Source organism: Cytobacillus oceanisediminis, assembly GCF_004366035.1.
Lineage (GTDB): Bacteria > Bacillota > Bacilli > Bacillales > Cytobacillaceae > Cytobacillus > Cytobacillus oceanisediminis_C.
Genome location: NZ_SOEE01000002.1, coordinates 299,578 through 314,481, shown reverse-complemented (window position 1 = coordinate 314,481; position 14,904 = coordinate 299,578). Strand labels below are relative to the sequence as shown.

Here is a 14,904-nt window from a genome sequence, read left to right as displayed (position 1 = left end):
TTCTGAAATTAATGAATTTTCCTGGCGATAAAGGTAAAATTTAATTTATTACAGTGCAGGAAGAAGGTTTTCTCAAATGCTGGATGAGACAAACAAAAAGTATGGTTTTTTATTGCTGATTTTAGCTAACATGATTTGGGGAGGTAATTTTGTAATTGGGAGAATTGGTGTCGATTATTTTCCGCCGCTCCTCTTTTCCCTTTTGCGATGGATTATAGCATTCTTGCTTTTAACTCCTTTTATGGTCAAGCAGCTAAAAAAAGATTGGAACATTATTTGGCACCATAAACGGATACTTTTGCTATTGGCGGTGACAGGTGTAGCCGGCTACAATACAATCATTTATTTTGCGCTGCAATACACCACTTCTATTAATGCATCTGTGGTAAATAGTACTACACCCCTTTTTATCGCCATTCTAGCCATATTTATATTAAGAGAAAAGCTTTTAGCCCGACAGGCAGCAGGAATTCTCCTCTCAGTCTTTGGCATTTTATATATTATTTCAAAAGGATCGATAGAAATGTTTCTTTCATGGAAAATAAATGCCGGAGATCTATACGTCTTGGCAGCAGTCATTATGTGGGCATCGTATTCGGTAATTGGCAAAAAATATTCAGACGTTTTGCCGATGCTAACTTCTTTTTATGCATCCGCATTTATCGGCATTTTACTATTGGCGCCTTTAAGCTTTATTGAATATTTAGTGATGGAAAGAAGCCCTGTCTTCACATTACCTTCCGCAGGAATCTTGCTGTATGTGGGTTTCCTGGCTTCAGTTATGGCTTTCCTATCCTGGAATTTTGGAGTTTCCTTAATTGGGGCAGCCAAAGCAGGGATTTTCCTGAATCTTCTTCCTGTTTTCGCTATCATCTTTACATTGAGTTTTACGGAGGAAAAATTGTATTTGTATCAGATAATCGGCGGAGGAATTGTCACCTTGGGGGTAGTAATATCTTCTAAAAAATCTCTTCGGATTAAGAATCATGTTCAAGAAAATAAGTCTTCAGCATAAAAAACTCCCCTCAGTTCCTCGCTGCGGGGAGTTTCCATATATATTACCAATCCTGGGTTCGTTCTAATAAATGATCAATTTCTACATGTCTGATCATATAGCCAAGGTCTTCTTCGGCAATTTCCGATGTAGATTCCAATAGCTGATCAATATCCATTTGCACCAATCTCATAACCAGACCTCCTGTTTTAATAAAAGAATCTAAAATCTCTTTCCTGCTATACTATTCGCTTTGTATTAGACAGGTATGGGGGCAGCTGAGAAATTTAATCAGTATTTATTACCCGGATTTCTTTGGATCTAAACACCCATACAAAGAACAAGTTGAATGGATGTTCACTTTTCGTCACGCCTCAGCTGGGAAATTAATAATATATAATGAGTTTTAAAAAATCTTAACAGGGAATAGAGTCATAAAATACATTGCAATTTGAAGGTGTCTATTATGAAAACTAACTTTAATGATTTTGCAAAGCTATTGGAATCAGCTCTTGATAAAGGGCAAACAGATGATGAAGTGACCATTCATGAATTGCTTGATGATATAAAAAATCAGCTTGAACCTCTAATCAACAAAAAGGAAATCGGCTAATGCGCCGATTTCCTTTTTTAGCTATAACCATTTGTGTGCTATTGGAAAAACGCATGCGGCAGAAAACATGCGTTTTTTTGCAGTTAGATCATTTGACCAGCTGTTCTGTGTATGGCTTTGATTACATCTTCAAGCTGGTTTTTAGTAACATCATAGTGAGTGACAAAACGGATATAAGAAGGTCCGAAAGTGCCTGAAAGCACGCCCTCAGCTTTTAACTTTTCAACAAATTCCGATGAGTTCATTTTAAGGTTTTTTACATCAGCCACAATGATATTTGTATCCACTTGATTTACGATTTCAATTCCTCTGATTTGTCCAAGCTGCTGTGCAAGGTATTGAGCATTTTCGTGATCCTCGGCTAAACGCTCTCTCATATTTGTTAATGCAACAATTCCCGGAGCTGCTATGATCCCAGCCTGGCGGAGTCCACCGCCCAATCTTTTGCGCCATTTTCTTGCTGCAGCAATAAATTCTCTGCTGCCCGCAAGAATGGAACCAACAGGTGCTCCGAGCCCCTTTGAGAGGCATACTTGCACAGTGTCGCAATGATTGGCCAATTCAGCAGCCGGCAGGTTTAAGGCTGCGGCTGCATTAAACAGTCTTGCCCCATCAATATGTACGGGAATATTATTCGTTTTGGCAATGCTGTATATTTCTTTCATATTATCAATAGGTATTACGGCACCGCCAGCTCTATTATGAGTATTTTCGAGACAAATCAATCCTGTTTCCGGATAATGCTGATCTTCTCCCCTAATGGCATACTCCACTTCTGAGGGATTCATTACACCTCTTGTCCCTTTCAGCGTCCTTGTCTGGACACCGGCAAAGGCAGATGAAGCGCCGCTTTCATAATAAAAAATATGGCTTTCTGCTTCGAGAATAATTTCATTGCCCGGACGGCAATGTGTTAAGATGGCAATCTGATTTCCCTGCGTGCCGCTCGTTACAAACAGAGCTGCCTCCTTACCAAGCACCTCAGCAGCGGTCTCTTCCAATTTATTTATTGATGGATCCTCTCCATATACGTCATCCCCAACTTCTGCTTCATAAGCCGCTTTCCTCATTTCTTCAGTTGGCTTTGTAACCGTATCACTTCTTAAATCAATCATTTCCTCACCCTGTCCTTCTCTATTTTTAGTCCATGTTACTGTACTATTCAGTATTTTTCAATAAAGAGAGAATCCATTTAATTAATGTATGGAGATTCTTATTGGCGGTTTTTTGTTTGAATATAGAAGTAACATATAATAATTTGGGTGTTGCATTAAAGTTCAAAATTTGTTCAAAAGTTGTTTTGATGACCAAAACCCTGTAATAATGCTATTTGCACAAAATTATCAGCTGTCCAAATATCTTACATTTATTTCCTTCTAACTTTTGTCACAACTTTTCATATTTGCTTATGTTAATATCATTTACACAGTGATAACTAAGTTAAATTAGGGTTTTAAGGATGTTTATGTTTACCAGCTATATATTTTTTTTGCATCTTTGTGAAAACCCGCACATTATTTGTGAATTATTTAACAATAGTTTTTTGTCAAAAGGAGATGAAACATAAGATGAAGAAAATGCTGCTCTCTTTAACAGCTCTATTGCCCTTAATCGTTCTAAGCGGCTGCAATATGGTTGTGTTTGAACCTCAGGGCCCCGTTGCAAGAAGCATTACCGAATTAATTAACTGGTCCCTGATCTGGATGCTTCTTGTCGTTGCAGTCGTGTTTGGATTATTCGGCTACATTGTGTGGAAATACCGTGAACGACCTGAGAATAAAGATTATGAACCCCCTGAGGAGCATGGAAGTACACTTCTTGAAATTATCTGGACCGGGATTCCGATTTTAATTGTCATCGCCTTAACAATCCCGACAGTAAAAACACTTTATGCGCTGGAAGAAACACCTAAAGGCTATGAAGAAAAAGAACCTATTACAATACATGTAACATCTGCTGACTGGAAATGGATCTTCAGCTATCCTGAAGAAGGCATTGAAACAGTGAACTATGTCAATATTCCAGAAGATAGGCCGGTTCTCTTTAAAATGACATCTGCCAGCACCATGCAATCATTCTGGGTGCCTGCACTAGGCGGACAGAAATATACGATGCCCAAAATGGAAACGGAACTGTATCTTGTCGCAGATAACCCTGGATCATATGAAGGACAGAACACCAACTTTAACGGCCGCGGATATGCGGATATGAAGTTTGAAGTCCTTGCTCAAACACAGGAAGATTTTGACCAATGGGTTGACGACGTTAAAGATACAGCACCTAAACTGACTGAGAAAGAATACGAAGGGCTGCTGAAGCCTACACATTTAGGAAGGCTGACATATTCCAATACTCATTTAGAATGGGTTAACCATGCTGATCCAAATTCGAAAGCTTATACAAATCCTGAGCTCTACAGAGGCCATGGATATCAAGGTAAAACCTTCGAAGAAGATGACAATTATAAAAATGAGAATCCAAACGTAATTGAAGGTCATGGCGAAGAAGATAGCCATGATAGTCAAGAAAACCATGGAGGTGACCATCATGGGCATTAAATGGGATGAGTTTTTTATTACTGGGGACCCCCTTATACTAGGTTCACAGATTGCTATTTTATTAACGATGATTGGTGCAGTAGCTGCCATCACTTATTTAAAAAAGTGGAAATACCTCTGGACAGAATGGCTGACTACAGTTGATCATAAAAAAATCGGTATCATGTATATCATCTCCGCAGTATTGATGTTCTTCCGCGGCGGGATGGACGGTTTGCTGATGAAAGCTCAGACAGCACGCCCTGAAATGGAATTTCTGAATTCCCAGCACTATAATGAAATCTTTACAACACACGGCGTTATTATGATTCTTTTCATGGCGATGCCATTCTTGATTGGATTAATGAACGTTGTTATTCCGCTTCAAATCGGTGCGCGTGACGTTGCCTTTCCGCAGCTGAATGCACTTAGCTTCTGGCTGTTCTTCAGCGGAGCTATGCTATTTAATATTTCATTTGTCATTGGGGGATCGCCTGATGCAGGATGGACATCTTACTTCCCTCTTGCAGGCAAGGAATTCAGCCCGGGAATCGGCAATAACTTTTATGCAGTCGCGCTGCAAATTGCTGGTATCGGGACACTAATGACAGGTATAAACTTCATCGTTACGATTTTGAAAATGAGAACAAAAGGCATGACACTGATGAAAATGCCAATGTTCACTTGGACTACCTTTGTAACATCCATTCTGATTGTGGCTGCTTTCCCTATTTTCACAGTTGCATTGGCATTGATGACATTCGACCGTCTGTATGGAACACACTTCTTTACAGTATCAGGCGGAGGAATGGATATGCTTTGGGCTAACCTGTTCTGGCTTTGGGGACATCCCGAGGTTTACATTGTTGCCCTTCCTGCATTCGGTATTTTCTCAGAAGTTATTGCAACTTTCTCAAGAAAATCATTGTTTGGATATAAGTCAATGGTATTTTCCATCCTTGGAATTGCGCTTTTAAGTATGGTTGTATGGGTCCACCATTTCTATACAATGGGATCAGGCCCTGCGGTTAACTCTTTCTTCTCCATCACGACAATGGCGATAGCCATACCGACTGGGGTTAAGATGTTTAACTGGCTGTTTACGATGCGTAAAGGCCGCATAAAAATTACTTCCGCCATGCTATGGGCACTTGCATTCGTGCCATGCTTCGTGATTGGCGGGGTTACCGGCGTAATGCTTGCAATGGGTGCAGCGGATTATCAGTATCACAATACATTATTCCTGGTTGCCCACTTCCACTATGTATTAATTCCAGGTGTAGTATTTGCGGTATTTGCAGGTCTTTACTACTGGTGGCCAAAAATGTTCGGTTTCATGCTTAATGAAAAAATCGGGAAATGGCATTTCTGGCTTTTTGTTATCGGCTTTAACGTAACATTCATGCCTATGTTCTTCCTTGGATTAAACGGAGCTGTAAGACGTGCATACACATACTCCGCCGAGTCTGGATTTGCACCACTCTTCATGCTTTCGGCAATTGGGTCCATCATTCTGGCAGCCGGATTTGCTGTATTCTGCTACAACATTTACTGGAGCATCCGCTATGCCGACAGAAACATCTCAAGCGACCCATGGGATGCAAGGACATTGGAATGGTCTACTGCTTCACCTGTTCAATTCTATAACTTTGCAAAACTGCCGGAAGTTAAATCCCTTGATCCTTTCTGGCACATGAAGAAAAAGAATGAAGGCTTAACGTTATTTGACAGTGAAATCGAAGAGATTCATATGCCAAGCAATTCCTGGCTTCCGATTTATATGGGTGTCATCTTTGGGATTGCAGGCTTCCTCCTTGTATTTGAATGGCACATCGCTGCAGCTGTAGCTGCCATCGGCATTTTTGCTGGATTGATCATTCGTTCATTCGATTACAATGAAGGCTTCCATGTTAAGAAAGATGAAATTCACAGAATTGAAAATGCCTGGAGAAAAACAGAAGGAGAGGTGCACGATCATGTCAGCTAAAGTGGATACTTCTTTGCCCCTTGAATATCAAACTGAACAGGACCGGATGAATATTCTTGGCTTCTGGGTTTTCCTTGGCGCTGAAATCGTTCTATTTGCCACTCTGTTCGGAGTATATGGCGTATTATATGAACGCTATGCAGGAGGACCAACACATAAAGATATCTTTGTTATCAAGGATGTCATGATTCAGACAGTCCTCCTTTTAACAAGCAGCTTTACAATGGGCATCGCCATTTTTGAAATGCGCCGCCATAACCTGAAAGGGCTAATCACCTGGCTGGTGATTACCCTTGCTCTTGGCGCAGGATTCCTATTCATGGAGATTAATGAATTTATCCATTATGCCCATGAAGGCGCAACGATGCAGACAAGTGCGTTCCTTTCCAGCTTATTTGTCTTGCTGGGCACACACGGAGCCCACGTTACTTTGGGTATTGGCTGGGCAACTATGGTCATTATTCAGCTTTTAAAAAGAGGCCTTACCCCTACTACAGCAAGAAAAACGTTTATTATCGGCCTTTACTGGCACTTCCTTGATGTAGTCTGGATCTTTATTTTCACATTCGTGTATTTGAAAGGACTGGTGGCTTAAATGGAACATCATCAATCAAAAAGCTTCCCTATAAGCCATGTCATTGGATTTGTTGTTTCTCTTGTGCTGACATTTGGAGCAGCAGGAATTGCCTTAAAAACGAACCTCTCTTTTAAAGTGATCATGTGGATCATCGGCTCACTGGCTGTCATACAGGCAGGCATGCAGCTGTTCATGTTCATGCACTTAAGAGAAGGCGAAGACGGCAAAACGAACTTAGTAAATATGATTTATGCCGTATTTATGGTTATTGTTATTGTAGTAGGTTCTATTTGGGTCTTAACCTCTGGGCACGCAGCTCATTAAATCAAGAAAAGCTCCAGCGCCTTTTCTCCCCGCTGGAGCTAGGACAAAACAAAAAACCGGTCTCCCATTTGGAGGCCGGTTTTATTTGTATTGTCTGATACCCTTGCTTCCCTTTGTCATTTCTTCCATTACGTTGATAAAAAAACCAAAACCAAATATCAGCATGGATGATACCATGATACTTAAGCCAATTGATAATATATATTCACCTGTGAGACCGCTTACAAAAAAGCTTGAAATAAAGACAATTAATCCTAGTAGAATACCGGCCGCAGTCACATTTCTAAAAAAGTGCAGCACCTTTTGCTGTTTTAAAGTCATTTTTTCATCCCCTTTTATTTAATATTCTAACTATGTTCACATATTTGTCAAACTTTTTGTCACAAATTCGTCAAAATTATTTATGCAAAAAAAAAGCCTTGCAAAGGTGCAAAGCAAAATTTACTACTGATACAGCTTTTTAATGTTCTCCAAATCTTTCTTTAAATTGCCTATTTCCTGCCTGGTCAGCATTAATGGCATTTGATCGTAAAGTGTAATAATCTGTCCTCCCTCATCCTCTTCATGAAGGGATAAATAGTTATACAAATTTTCACATTGATTTTTGTTGAGGACCGACTGGGTACTGAAATTTTTAACCTTTTGGATCTCAAAAGCACTGGTTTCTGCATCATATACACCTGTAATGATGTTGCCCTGCAATGTGTGTGACAAACTATCACTCCCCTTTTTGAGTAATATACCCATTTTTCAGGAGCAGTTTCCTATAATAAGAAAAAACCTCTTTGAAAATTTTCAAAGAGGCTGATTTTATTAGGATACACTTTTTTGAGATTGAATCATTTCATCTGTCTTTCTTATGATTAATCTTGGAGCCGAAGATATAATTAATACAGCTAAAATCGAGCAGAGAATAGCTGCTCCGAGCATGGTTGCACCGTTTGCCAGGAAGGAAAAAAGAACCGGTGACATCCCTTCTGGCGCATAGCTTCCAAAGAAAAGGACACCTGCTATGAAATGCCAGAAATACCGGGCAAGGCTTCCGGCAAACACAGCTAAAACTACCCAGCCCAATGCCTTTTTCTTGTTTCCGCTGCGCAGCTGATTTTGAATTGGGCGGAAAAACAAACCAGCTAAACCAATACAGGCAAATGCAATAAAGTATTCGATAAATGCCTGAAGCGGAGTCGCAATCCAGGCATCACCCATGGCAATCTGCAATATTCCCCATAATAGACCGGAAATGAAGCTCACCTTAAAGCCCCATCTGAATGCCAAAATGAATATTGGTATCATCGCAGCAGAAATCGAAATGGAAGGCGACAGCTTTAAAGATGGAAGGAAATCCAAAATAATAGCAAATGCTGCAAAAAATGAAGCTTCAATCATCGCCGTCAGGCTTAATTTTTTCATAAAAAAAATCCCCCTTTAATCGTATGACGATACCCCAAGGGAGAACAAGCAGGCAGAAAAACCCCTTCCGCCTTTTATTCCACATTCCTGCGCTAGCATTATCTAACAGGTTCAAAGGGTCAGAACAGCGAACTGTTCACTCTCAGCAAAATGCTCCCCTTGTGGCACGTTATTGTATTATCCGATTTTAGTATAAATGAAAAAATTGAAAGTGAAAAGGATTTATTTTTCCTCGCCAAATATAATCTGTTTATCCCACTTTCCGATTCGGTAATACATAAAGGCAATGACACTGCTTATGGCAAAGCTGATCCCCATGCCTGCAGCTATACCTTTATCACCCATAAGCTTTGAAAATATAAATGTTAAAGGATAGCGCAGGATCCAGAATGAAATAATATTCAGTACCAGCACTTGAAACATCGCACCAGATGCTCTTACCACACCATTCAATATAAAATTAATGCCCAGGAGCGGATAAAAAAATGCAATGATCTTTAAATAGTCAGTGCCATACTTAACTGATTCCTTATCCTGAATAAACAGGCGCACCCCGTGTTCGGCAAATAGGACCGTCCCAAAGGCGATGATGAACATGATTCCAAGATTGTAAACTACTCCGTACAAGGCAATTTGATGAACTCTTTCCCATTGATTTTTCCCTATATTTTGACCAGCCATACTGTTGACTGCAGTCCCCAATGCCATAGCCGGAAGCATAATGATGCTGTCAATGCGCTGTGCTGCACCAAATCCCGCAACCACGTCACCGCCAAAGGAGGTGACAACAGACATAATAGCCATAACACCAGCCGATATAACAGTCATTTGGAGTCCTGAAGGGATGCCAAGCTTAAAAATTAATGCTGCCTCCTCTTTATGCGGCCAAGAAGGGACAGAGAACGGTGCCAGCTTTTTGCGGAGTATGAATATCATTCCGATCATAAATGCGAACCCCTGTGAAAGGATTGTTGCATAAGCTGCCCCATCAATACCAAGCTGGTATACAGATATAAAAAGAGGATCCAGGATTGCATTTAATACGACTGCTATCAGGACAAAGTACAGAGGACTTATGCTGTCTCCGAGCGCTCTAAGTACAGTTCCTATAAAGTTGTATCCAAATAAAAACAGAATTCCAATGAAGTTAATCTGTAAATAGGATGCTGCACCTTCTGCCATTCCCGCAGGTGTACCCATAAAGGCCAAGATTCTTTCTGCAAGCAGGAATCCAGCTATTCCTAGAGCAACTGACATAATTGTCTGAATGACGGTAAAGGCATTTAAATATCGTTTCAGCCCCTCTTCATGATCTCCGCCTTTTTGCTGGGATAAGATCGTTAACGCCGCATTGTTTATTCCAATGATAAAAGAAAGAACTGTAAAGATTACAGTTCCTGACACCGCGACAGCTCCCAATGCGTCAGCCCCTAGCAGATTCCCAACCCATAGACTATCAATAAATTGATAAGAAACCTGCAGGAAATTAGTAAGCATGATTGGAGTTGAGAACACCAGGAGCTGTTTGAATATATTTCCTTTTGTAAAATCCTGCTGAGCCATCTTAACACCTTTTTTCCTTATATTTTTCACAGTTCCATTATTCCCTATTTCACATTCTGTTTCCAATTTTATGGTTTTGATTTTGATTAAGTTTTATGATTTTATTTTCTTCACCGCTGTCACATTTTTATCACAAATAGATGCACCTGAAATGCTGTTATAGCACAATCTCTCTAAAAAACTATTATTTTTCCATAATTTACAACGTTTAAAAAGCGTAAAACCCTGTAATTAACAATTCTTTTTCCTTATAATGTAGGTATGTTTAATGAGGAGGGAAATAGTTGAAATCACGTCTTAAGAAGCCTTCGACGATTGTTTCTATTGCATTGGTGATCACGGTGATTTTGGCGGCGGTTATTTGGACCGTACAAGCAGGAAAAAAGGATGTGACAGTCCCATTTTCTTCTGTGGAAAAAATTATTGCCTCCCAGGATGGAAAGACTGTTGCAGTACAGGAATATAAAAATGGGAAACTGCTGATCACAGCCCCTGATGGCGAGTACATCTCCCATGTGCCTCCCAACAGTGAGATGGTTGATAAATTAGTAGAAACCTATAATATACAATATACATTCGCAACCACAGGACCTTACACCCCTTGGATTCTGGGCGGTGTAGTCCTTTTGTTTATAGCCATTGGCATTTACCTGTTTAAGTCAGGAAAAGGCGGAATGGGTGCTACAAATACAATGAAGCAAAGTGTATCTAAGCCAAAGGCTCTTCCTTCCATTTCACTTGAAGATGTTGGCGGAATTCAGGAAGAAATGAAAGAGGAAATCATGCAGACACTTTCAATATTAAAAGAACCCGAGCGCTCCCTGAAGATGGGGATTAAGCCGCCGAAGGGAATTCTATTATACGGGCCTCCTGGAACGGGAAAAACATTGCTGGCTCAGGCAATCGCTAAAGAACTTGGAGCAACGTTTTTCTCAACCAGCGGTTCCGGTTTTAATGAATTGTTCGTTGGTGTGGGAGCATCCCGAGTAAGAAATCTTTTCCAAAATGCCAGAAAGCATGCTCCTGCTGTCGTCTTCATTGACGAAGTAGATGCATTGGCGGGCAGAAGAAAGCAGCATGGCGGAGAAGAAAGCGAAAAAACTTTAACTGAGCTGTTAGTCCAGCTGGACGGCGGACATTCCAATGATGGAATACTATTTATTGCAGCGACAAACAGGAAGGATATGCTCGATGAAGCATTCCTCCGTCCGGGACGTATTGACTTCTCCTTCAATGTCCCTCTTCCGGATACAAAGGGCCGAAGAGAGATTATCAATATTCACACGAAAAATAGATTACTTGCTGAGGATGTCATGACAACACTTGGCGATTTAGCTGAAAGCACTTCCGGATTCTCGGGAGCAGATCTTCATTCCCTTTTTGAAACGGCAAGCCGCAGAGCTGTCCGAAACGGCCAGGAAATTATCTCAAAGGATGATTTGGATTATGCGCTGGACCGGACCATACTGGGAACAACCACCCGGGCATTGCAGGATCCCGGTACGAAGCAGCGGGTTGCCATACACGAAGCTGGCCATGCTTTAGTGGCTGCTTTAACAAAACCAGGATCCGTCCGAAAAGCAACCATCATTCCCCGGGGTGAAGCACTTGGTTACGTAGCCCCTATTCAAAAAGAGCTACACTTATCGACAACAAGTGAATTGCTTGATCAGGTTGCCATGATTCTCGCTGGCGGTGTATCAGAACGAATGATTCTTGGCGAGCATAGCATTGGAGTAAGCGGTGATGTTAAACAAGCCAAGCATATCATTGAGCAAATGGTTGACACCGGGTTACTGGATAACGGCTTTGAGCTTACTTTTAACAAAGGTCAAAAAGAAGCAAAAATGCAGGATCTTTTCCAGAAAGCACTGGAAAGATGCGAATTGATCATCGCAAATCATCAGCGTCAATTTGAAACTCTCGTAGACGCCCTTCTTGAAAAAGAAACTCTTGAAGGCAGTGAAGTCCAGAATATTGTTGGAGAATTGAAGACTGAAATGGTAATAGCATGATAAGTAACCGGCCCCCTGCGGGCCGGTTTTTATAATGGAAACTGCGGGTCATAAGTAAATAATCAAATTTAATCCATAATAATGTTATGTAAACAAATGGTCCTTCAAATAAACAGAATTAATATAAATGTTCCCATATAAAGGATTCTTCCTCTCTTTTGTTTAATTACTAATATACCTACATGTTGAAGGAATGGTTCTTTTGTATGATTTTACAGCTGACTTGATTTTTCACTTTCTGATTATGATGATGATCCCTTTTATCCATAAAATCTCTTCCCATCAGGGGGATCGCTGGAAGACTTCGGCCCCGCTTTTTTCTGGTCTTTTTTTAGCCCTTTTCCTTACTATGACTTTCCCGGTGGAAATTGCAGGCGGTCAGTTTTTTGACTTGAAATTTATTCCTGTTTTTGTCGCCTATTTTTACATTAACCCTGTTGCGGGTTTCCTGACTATTTTTGTATTGATTTCTTTTAAGGGCTTTTTTTCACCAGGAGATATTTGGATTGCGCTCGTAAATTACACATTTATTTCTTTGCTCTTTTTCTATGCTTCAAAATTCTATAAAAAATGTACATTTAGACAAAAACTCAGTATAGCTGTGTTATTTTATCTTCCCATTACGATAACCAGGTATGTTATTCTCCTTCAAAAGGATATAAAAGAAGACGCTCCATACTTACTATTGTTTTCAGCAGTTTCCATTGTGACTCTTTCTATGATTATCTATTTGATTGAAATGAATCTGCTTCAGGAAAAGATGATGCAAAAACTGAGAGATGCTGAAAAAATCAATGCGATCAGTCAGCTCGCTGCGTCTATTGCCCATGAAATTAGGAATCCAATGACTACTGTAAGAGGGTTTTTGCAAATGCTTAAAAATGAAAAAAACCTGACTGCAGATCAAAAGTCCTTTATTAAAGTTTCTTTGGAAGAGCTGGACAGAACCAATCATATTATTAGTGATTTCCTTTCACTTGCACGACCGGAAACTCCTGGTGCCAGTAAAGTTTCTCTTTCCGGAGTACTATTGGAAGCGGCAGATTTTATGAGGCCTTATGGACTGATGACAAAGGTTGAAATAAGGACAAGTATTTTTGAAGGGATTTTTATCATGGGTAATCCAAATGAAATGAAGCAATTATTTATAAACGTAATGAAAAATAGTATAGAAGCCATGCCTGATGGCGGTATTCTAGAGGTTAAAGCATTCAAAAGAAATATTGCAGCAGAAATACAAATTAAAGATGAAGGTGTTGGAATGTCAAAAGAAAAACTTCAAATGCTCGGTCAGCCCTATTACTCAACTAAAACAAAAGGAACCGGCTTAGGATTAATGATATCTTTTGACATCATCAGTCGTTTGAAAGGGAAATATTTAATAGAAAGCACACAGAATAAAGGAACCAATTTTACTATTTCGCTGCCGTTATATTACTCGTCTGAAGAGGTTCGGCTGCCTCCTTTCGAAAACAGGTCTGAAGGTCAGCGTATTAATGAGAGTTAATTCGAAAAATAAATGCTGGCAGCACGGGATAGCTTTAAACGGGATGGATCAAATACATTAACTTTAAAGTACCAATGAAAAAAGCCTCCAAAACTGAAGGCTTTTTTCATTTATCCCCTACCGGATGCACGGCCTCTTATAAAGTTTACAACAATGATGATCGCTGCTATTACCAGCAGTATATGAATGATGCCCCCTGCTACTTTAAATATTAATCCGAGTATCCATAATACAAGCAGAATACCTGCTAAAGTCCAAAGCATGCAATTCACCCCTTCCTGTTGATCTATTATTTACATACCCCTAACAATGGGGACTAATTCATGAGTAGATGAAAAATACAAAAAAAACATTGCCGCACTTTTTACAGTTCTGACAATGTTATGTTTTGCAATGGATGGATATTTTTATTCAGAAAGTATTTCATTTTCCAGCACTTTTGCGGCAGCCGCTATTTCTCCGTTCTCTTTTAATAAAGCGAATAGTCCTTTGATTACCACCATTTCAGGTCTGGATTTTCTTGTTTCTTCTGATATGCGATTGGCAATTTCTTTTAATGAGGATGCTTCACTTTTTTCCAAATCCTTAAGCTTGGTATAAAACGTTTTCCATGCCTGCTCCCTTTTCTCAAAAGAAATGAATACACCTTCTTTGTCCATTTCAACAACAAAATCCTTCATCATCTCTTCATCTAGAATCGGATGGCTGTTTCCCCTGATAAAGTCAATTGCCATTGCTTCAAGTTGTCTGACGATATGCTTTCCAATTTTTGCAGGTGAAATTTTCGCCTTTCCAGAAACCATGAGCATCATATAGGTCCGATATATGGATTGAATCATAAACAACATATCCCATTTATATGCTGAGAGTTCTTCGCCATAAAGACTGACTAGACTCTTTTCCAGCCAGGAAAATAACCGTCCTCTCATTCTGTGTTCCATAGCGGAAATTTTTTTACTATTTGTGGCAGCTTCTCCCCTCATATGCATCTTCATATATGCTTTATATTCCAATATTCCTTCAAACTGAACAGTGAATTGCTTCTCAAGCTTTTGAAGCGGCGGCAGATCTTCATCCAGACCGATGATAAATACCCTCTCAAATACAAGCTGCTGATAATGTTCATATATGGATATCATCAACTCTTCTTTTGAAGTAAAAAAAGAATACAGGGATCCTTTGGAAATCCCGACCCCATCTGCGATTTCCTGCATGGAGGTCTGATTGTACCCTTTCTCTGCAAATAGGCTTACTGCAGTTTCTAAAATTGCTTCCCGTTTATTCATATCCTAAACACCTCATACATAAGTTTTCGCCCCTCAGCACATCCATTCTTGACTCCATTAACAAAACACTTCAAAATGACTATTAAGT

Annotated in this window: 16 protein-coding genes and 1 riboswitch; of the genes, 8 read left to right on the top strand and 8 right to left on the bottom strand. The window is 39.9% G+C overall.

Annotation, left to right across the window (positions count from 1 at the left end):
* The first annotated feature begins 76 nt into the window (after window positions 1-76).
* On the top strand, window positions 77-1,015 hold the full coding sequence (locus DFO72_RS05900) for a DMT family transporter (RefSeq protein ID WP_113880960.1): 939 nt from the start codon (window positions 77-79) through the stop codon (window positions 1,013-1,015).
* Between the two features lie 43 nt (window positions 1,016-1,058).
* Here the strand turns inward: DFO72_RS05900 and DFO72_RS30355 are convergent, their stop codons facing one another.
* Window positions 1,059-1,187, bottom strand: a complete 129-nt coding sequence (locus DFO72_RS30355) for a hypothetical protein (RefSeq protein WP_258549796.1) — start codon at window positions 1,185-1,187, stop codon at window positions 1,059-1,061.
* Between the two features lie 273 nt (window positions 1,188-1,460).
* Here DFO72_RS30355 and DFO72_RS29310 point away from each other — a divergent pair, with 273 nt between their 5' ends.
* Window positions 1,461-1,607 carry a hypothetical protein gene (locus DFO72_RS29310; RefSeq protein WP_166672426.1) on the top strand — a complete coding sequence of 49 codons (147 nt, stop codon included), beginning with the start codon at window positions 1,461-1,463 and terminating at the stop codon, window positions 1,605-1,607.
* Between the two features lie 83 nt (window positions 1,608-1,690).
* Here DFO72_RS29310 and ltaE read toward each other — a convergent pair whose 3' ends face one another.
* Window positions 1,691-2,722 carry a low-specificity L-threonine aldolase gene (gene ltaE / locus DFO72_RS05895; RefSeq protein WP_113880961.1) on the bottom strand — a complete coding sequence of 344 codons (1,032 nt, stop codon included), beginning with the start codon at window positions 2,720-2,722 and terminating at the stop codon, window positions 1,691-1,693.
* Between the two features lie 453 nt (window positions 2,723-3,175).
* On the opposite strand from ltaE, the gene qoxA reads away from it, so the two are divergent.
* Genes qoxA through qoxD form a run of 4 tightly spaced genes read left to right on the top strand, consistent with a single transcriptional unit; the run spans window position 3,176 to window position 7,032 of the window.
* Complete coding sequence (gene qoxA / locus DFO72_RS05890; protein ID WP_113880962.1) at window positions 3,176-4,165, top strand: cytochrome aa3 quinol oxidase subunit II; 990 nt, start codon at window positions 3,176-3,178, stop codon at window positions 4,163-4,165.
* Window positions 4,155-6,131, top strand: coding sequence for a cytochrome aa3 quinol oxidase subunit I (qoxB, locus tag DFO72_RS05885; protein ID WP_113880963.1), 1,977 nt, complete (start codon window positions 4,155-4,157; stop codon window positions 6,129-6,131). Before qoxA ends, qoxB begins: the two co-directional genes overlap by 11 nt.
* A complete protein-coding gene (qoxC, locus tag DFO72_RS05880; RefSeq protein ID WP_113880964.1) occupies window positions 6,121-6,726 on the top strand; it encodes a cytochrome aa3 quinol oxidase subunit III in 606 nt (201 codons plus the stop codon). Before qoxB ends, qoxC begins: the two co-directional genes overlap by 11 nt.
* The gene (qoxD, locus tag DFO72_RS05875; RefSeq protein ID WP_113880965.1) at window positions 6,727-7,032 is read left to right on the top strand and encodes a cytochrome aa3 quinol oxidase subunit IV; all 306 of its coding nucleotides are present in this window, start codon (window positions 6,727-6,729) and stop codon (window positions 7,030-7,032) included.
* Between the two features lie 81 nt (window positions 7,033-7,113).
* On the opposite strand, the gene DFO72_RS05870 is transcribed toward qoxD, so the two are convergent.
* From DFO72_RS05870 to DFO72_RS05855, 4 genes are all read right to left on the bottom strand, one after another.
* Window positions 7,114-7,353, bottom strand: a complete 240-nt coding sequence (locus DFO72_RS05870; RefSeq protein ID WP_113880966.1) for a hypothetical protein — start codon at window positions 7,351-7,353, stop codon at window positions 7,114-7,116.
* A 123-nt stretch (window positions 7,354-7,476) separates the two neighbouring features.
* Complete coding sequence (locus DFO72_RS05865) at window positions 7,477-7,746, bottom strand: hypothetical protein (RefSeq protein WP_113880967.1); 270 nt, start codon at window positions 7,744-7,746, stop codon at window positions 7,477-7,479.
* A gap of 99 nt (window positions 7,747-7,845) precedes the next feature.
* Window positions 7,846-8,445: an energy-coupled thiamine transporter ThiT gene (gene thiT / locus DFO72_RS05860; protein ID WP_113880968.1), complete on the bottom strand. Its 600-nt coding sequence runs from the start codon at window positions 8,443-8,445 to the stop codon at window positions 7,846-7,848.
* 67 nt (window positions 8,446-8,512) lie between these two features.
* Window positions 8,513-8,615: riboswitch (TPP riboswitch) on the bottom strand.
* A gap of 52 nt (window positions 8,616-8,667) precedes the next feature.
* Window positions 8,668-10,008 (bottom strand): MATE family efflux transporter, encoded by a 1,341-nt coding sequence (locus DFO72_RS05855; RefSeq protein ID WP_113881226.1) that lies wholly within the window; start codon window positions 10,006-10,008, stop codon window positions 8,668-8,670.
* A gap of 284 nt (window positions 10,009-10,292) precedes the next feature.
* On the opposite strand from DFO72_RS05855, the gene DFO72_RS05850 reads away from it, so the two are divergent.
* Window positions 10,293-12,023 carry an AAA family ATPase gene (locus DFO72_RS05850; RefSeq protein ID WP_113880969.1) on the top strand — a complete coding sequence of 577 codons (1,731 nt, stop codon included), beginning with the start codon at window positions 10,293-10,295 and terminating at the stop codon, window positions 12,021-12,023.
* Window positions 12,024-12,225: 202 nt separating this feature from the next.
* Window positions 12,226-13,530 carry a sensor histidine kinase gene (locus DFO72_RS05845; RefSeq protein WP_113880970.1) on the top strand — a complete coding sequence of 435 codons (1,305 nt, stop codon included), beginning with the start codon at window positions 12,226-12,228 and terminating at the stop codon, window positions 13,528-13,530.
* Window positions 13,531-13,640: 110 nt separating this feature from the next.
* On the opposite strand, the gene DFO72_RS05840 is transcribed toward DFO72_RS05845, so the two are convergent.
* Together DFO72_RS05840 and DFO72_RS05835 are read right to left on the bottom strand one after the other, a co-directional pair.
* Entirely contained in the window at window positions 13,641-13,793 is a 153-nt protein-coding gene (locus DFO72_RS05840) for a lmo0937 family membrane protein (protein ID WP_113880971.1), read from the bottom strand.
* Window positions 13,794-13,937: 144 nt separating this feature from the next.
* Window positions 13,938-14,816: a TetR/AcrR family transcriptional regulator gene (locus DFO72_RS05835; RefSeq protein WP_113880972.1), complete on the bottom strand. Its 879-nt coding sequence runs from the start codon at window positions 14,814-14,816 to the stop codon at window positions 13,938-13,940.
* Window positions 14,817-14,904: the final 88 nt, after the last annotated feature.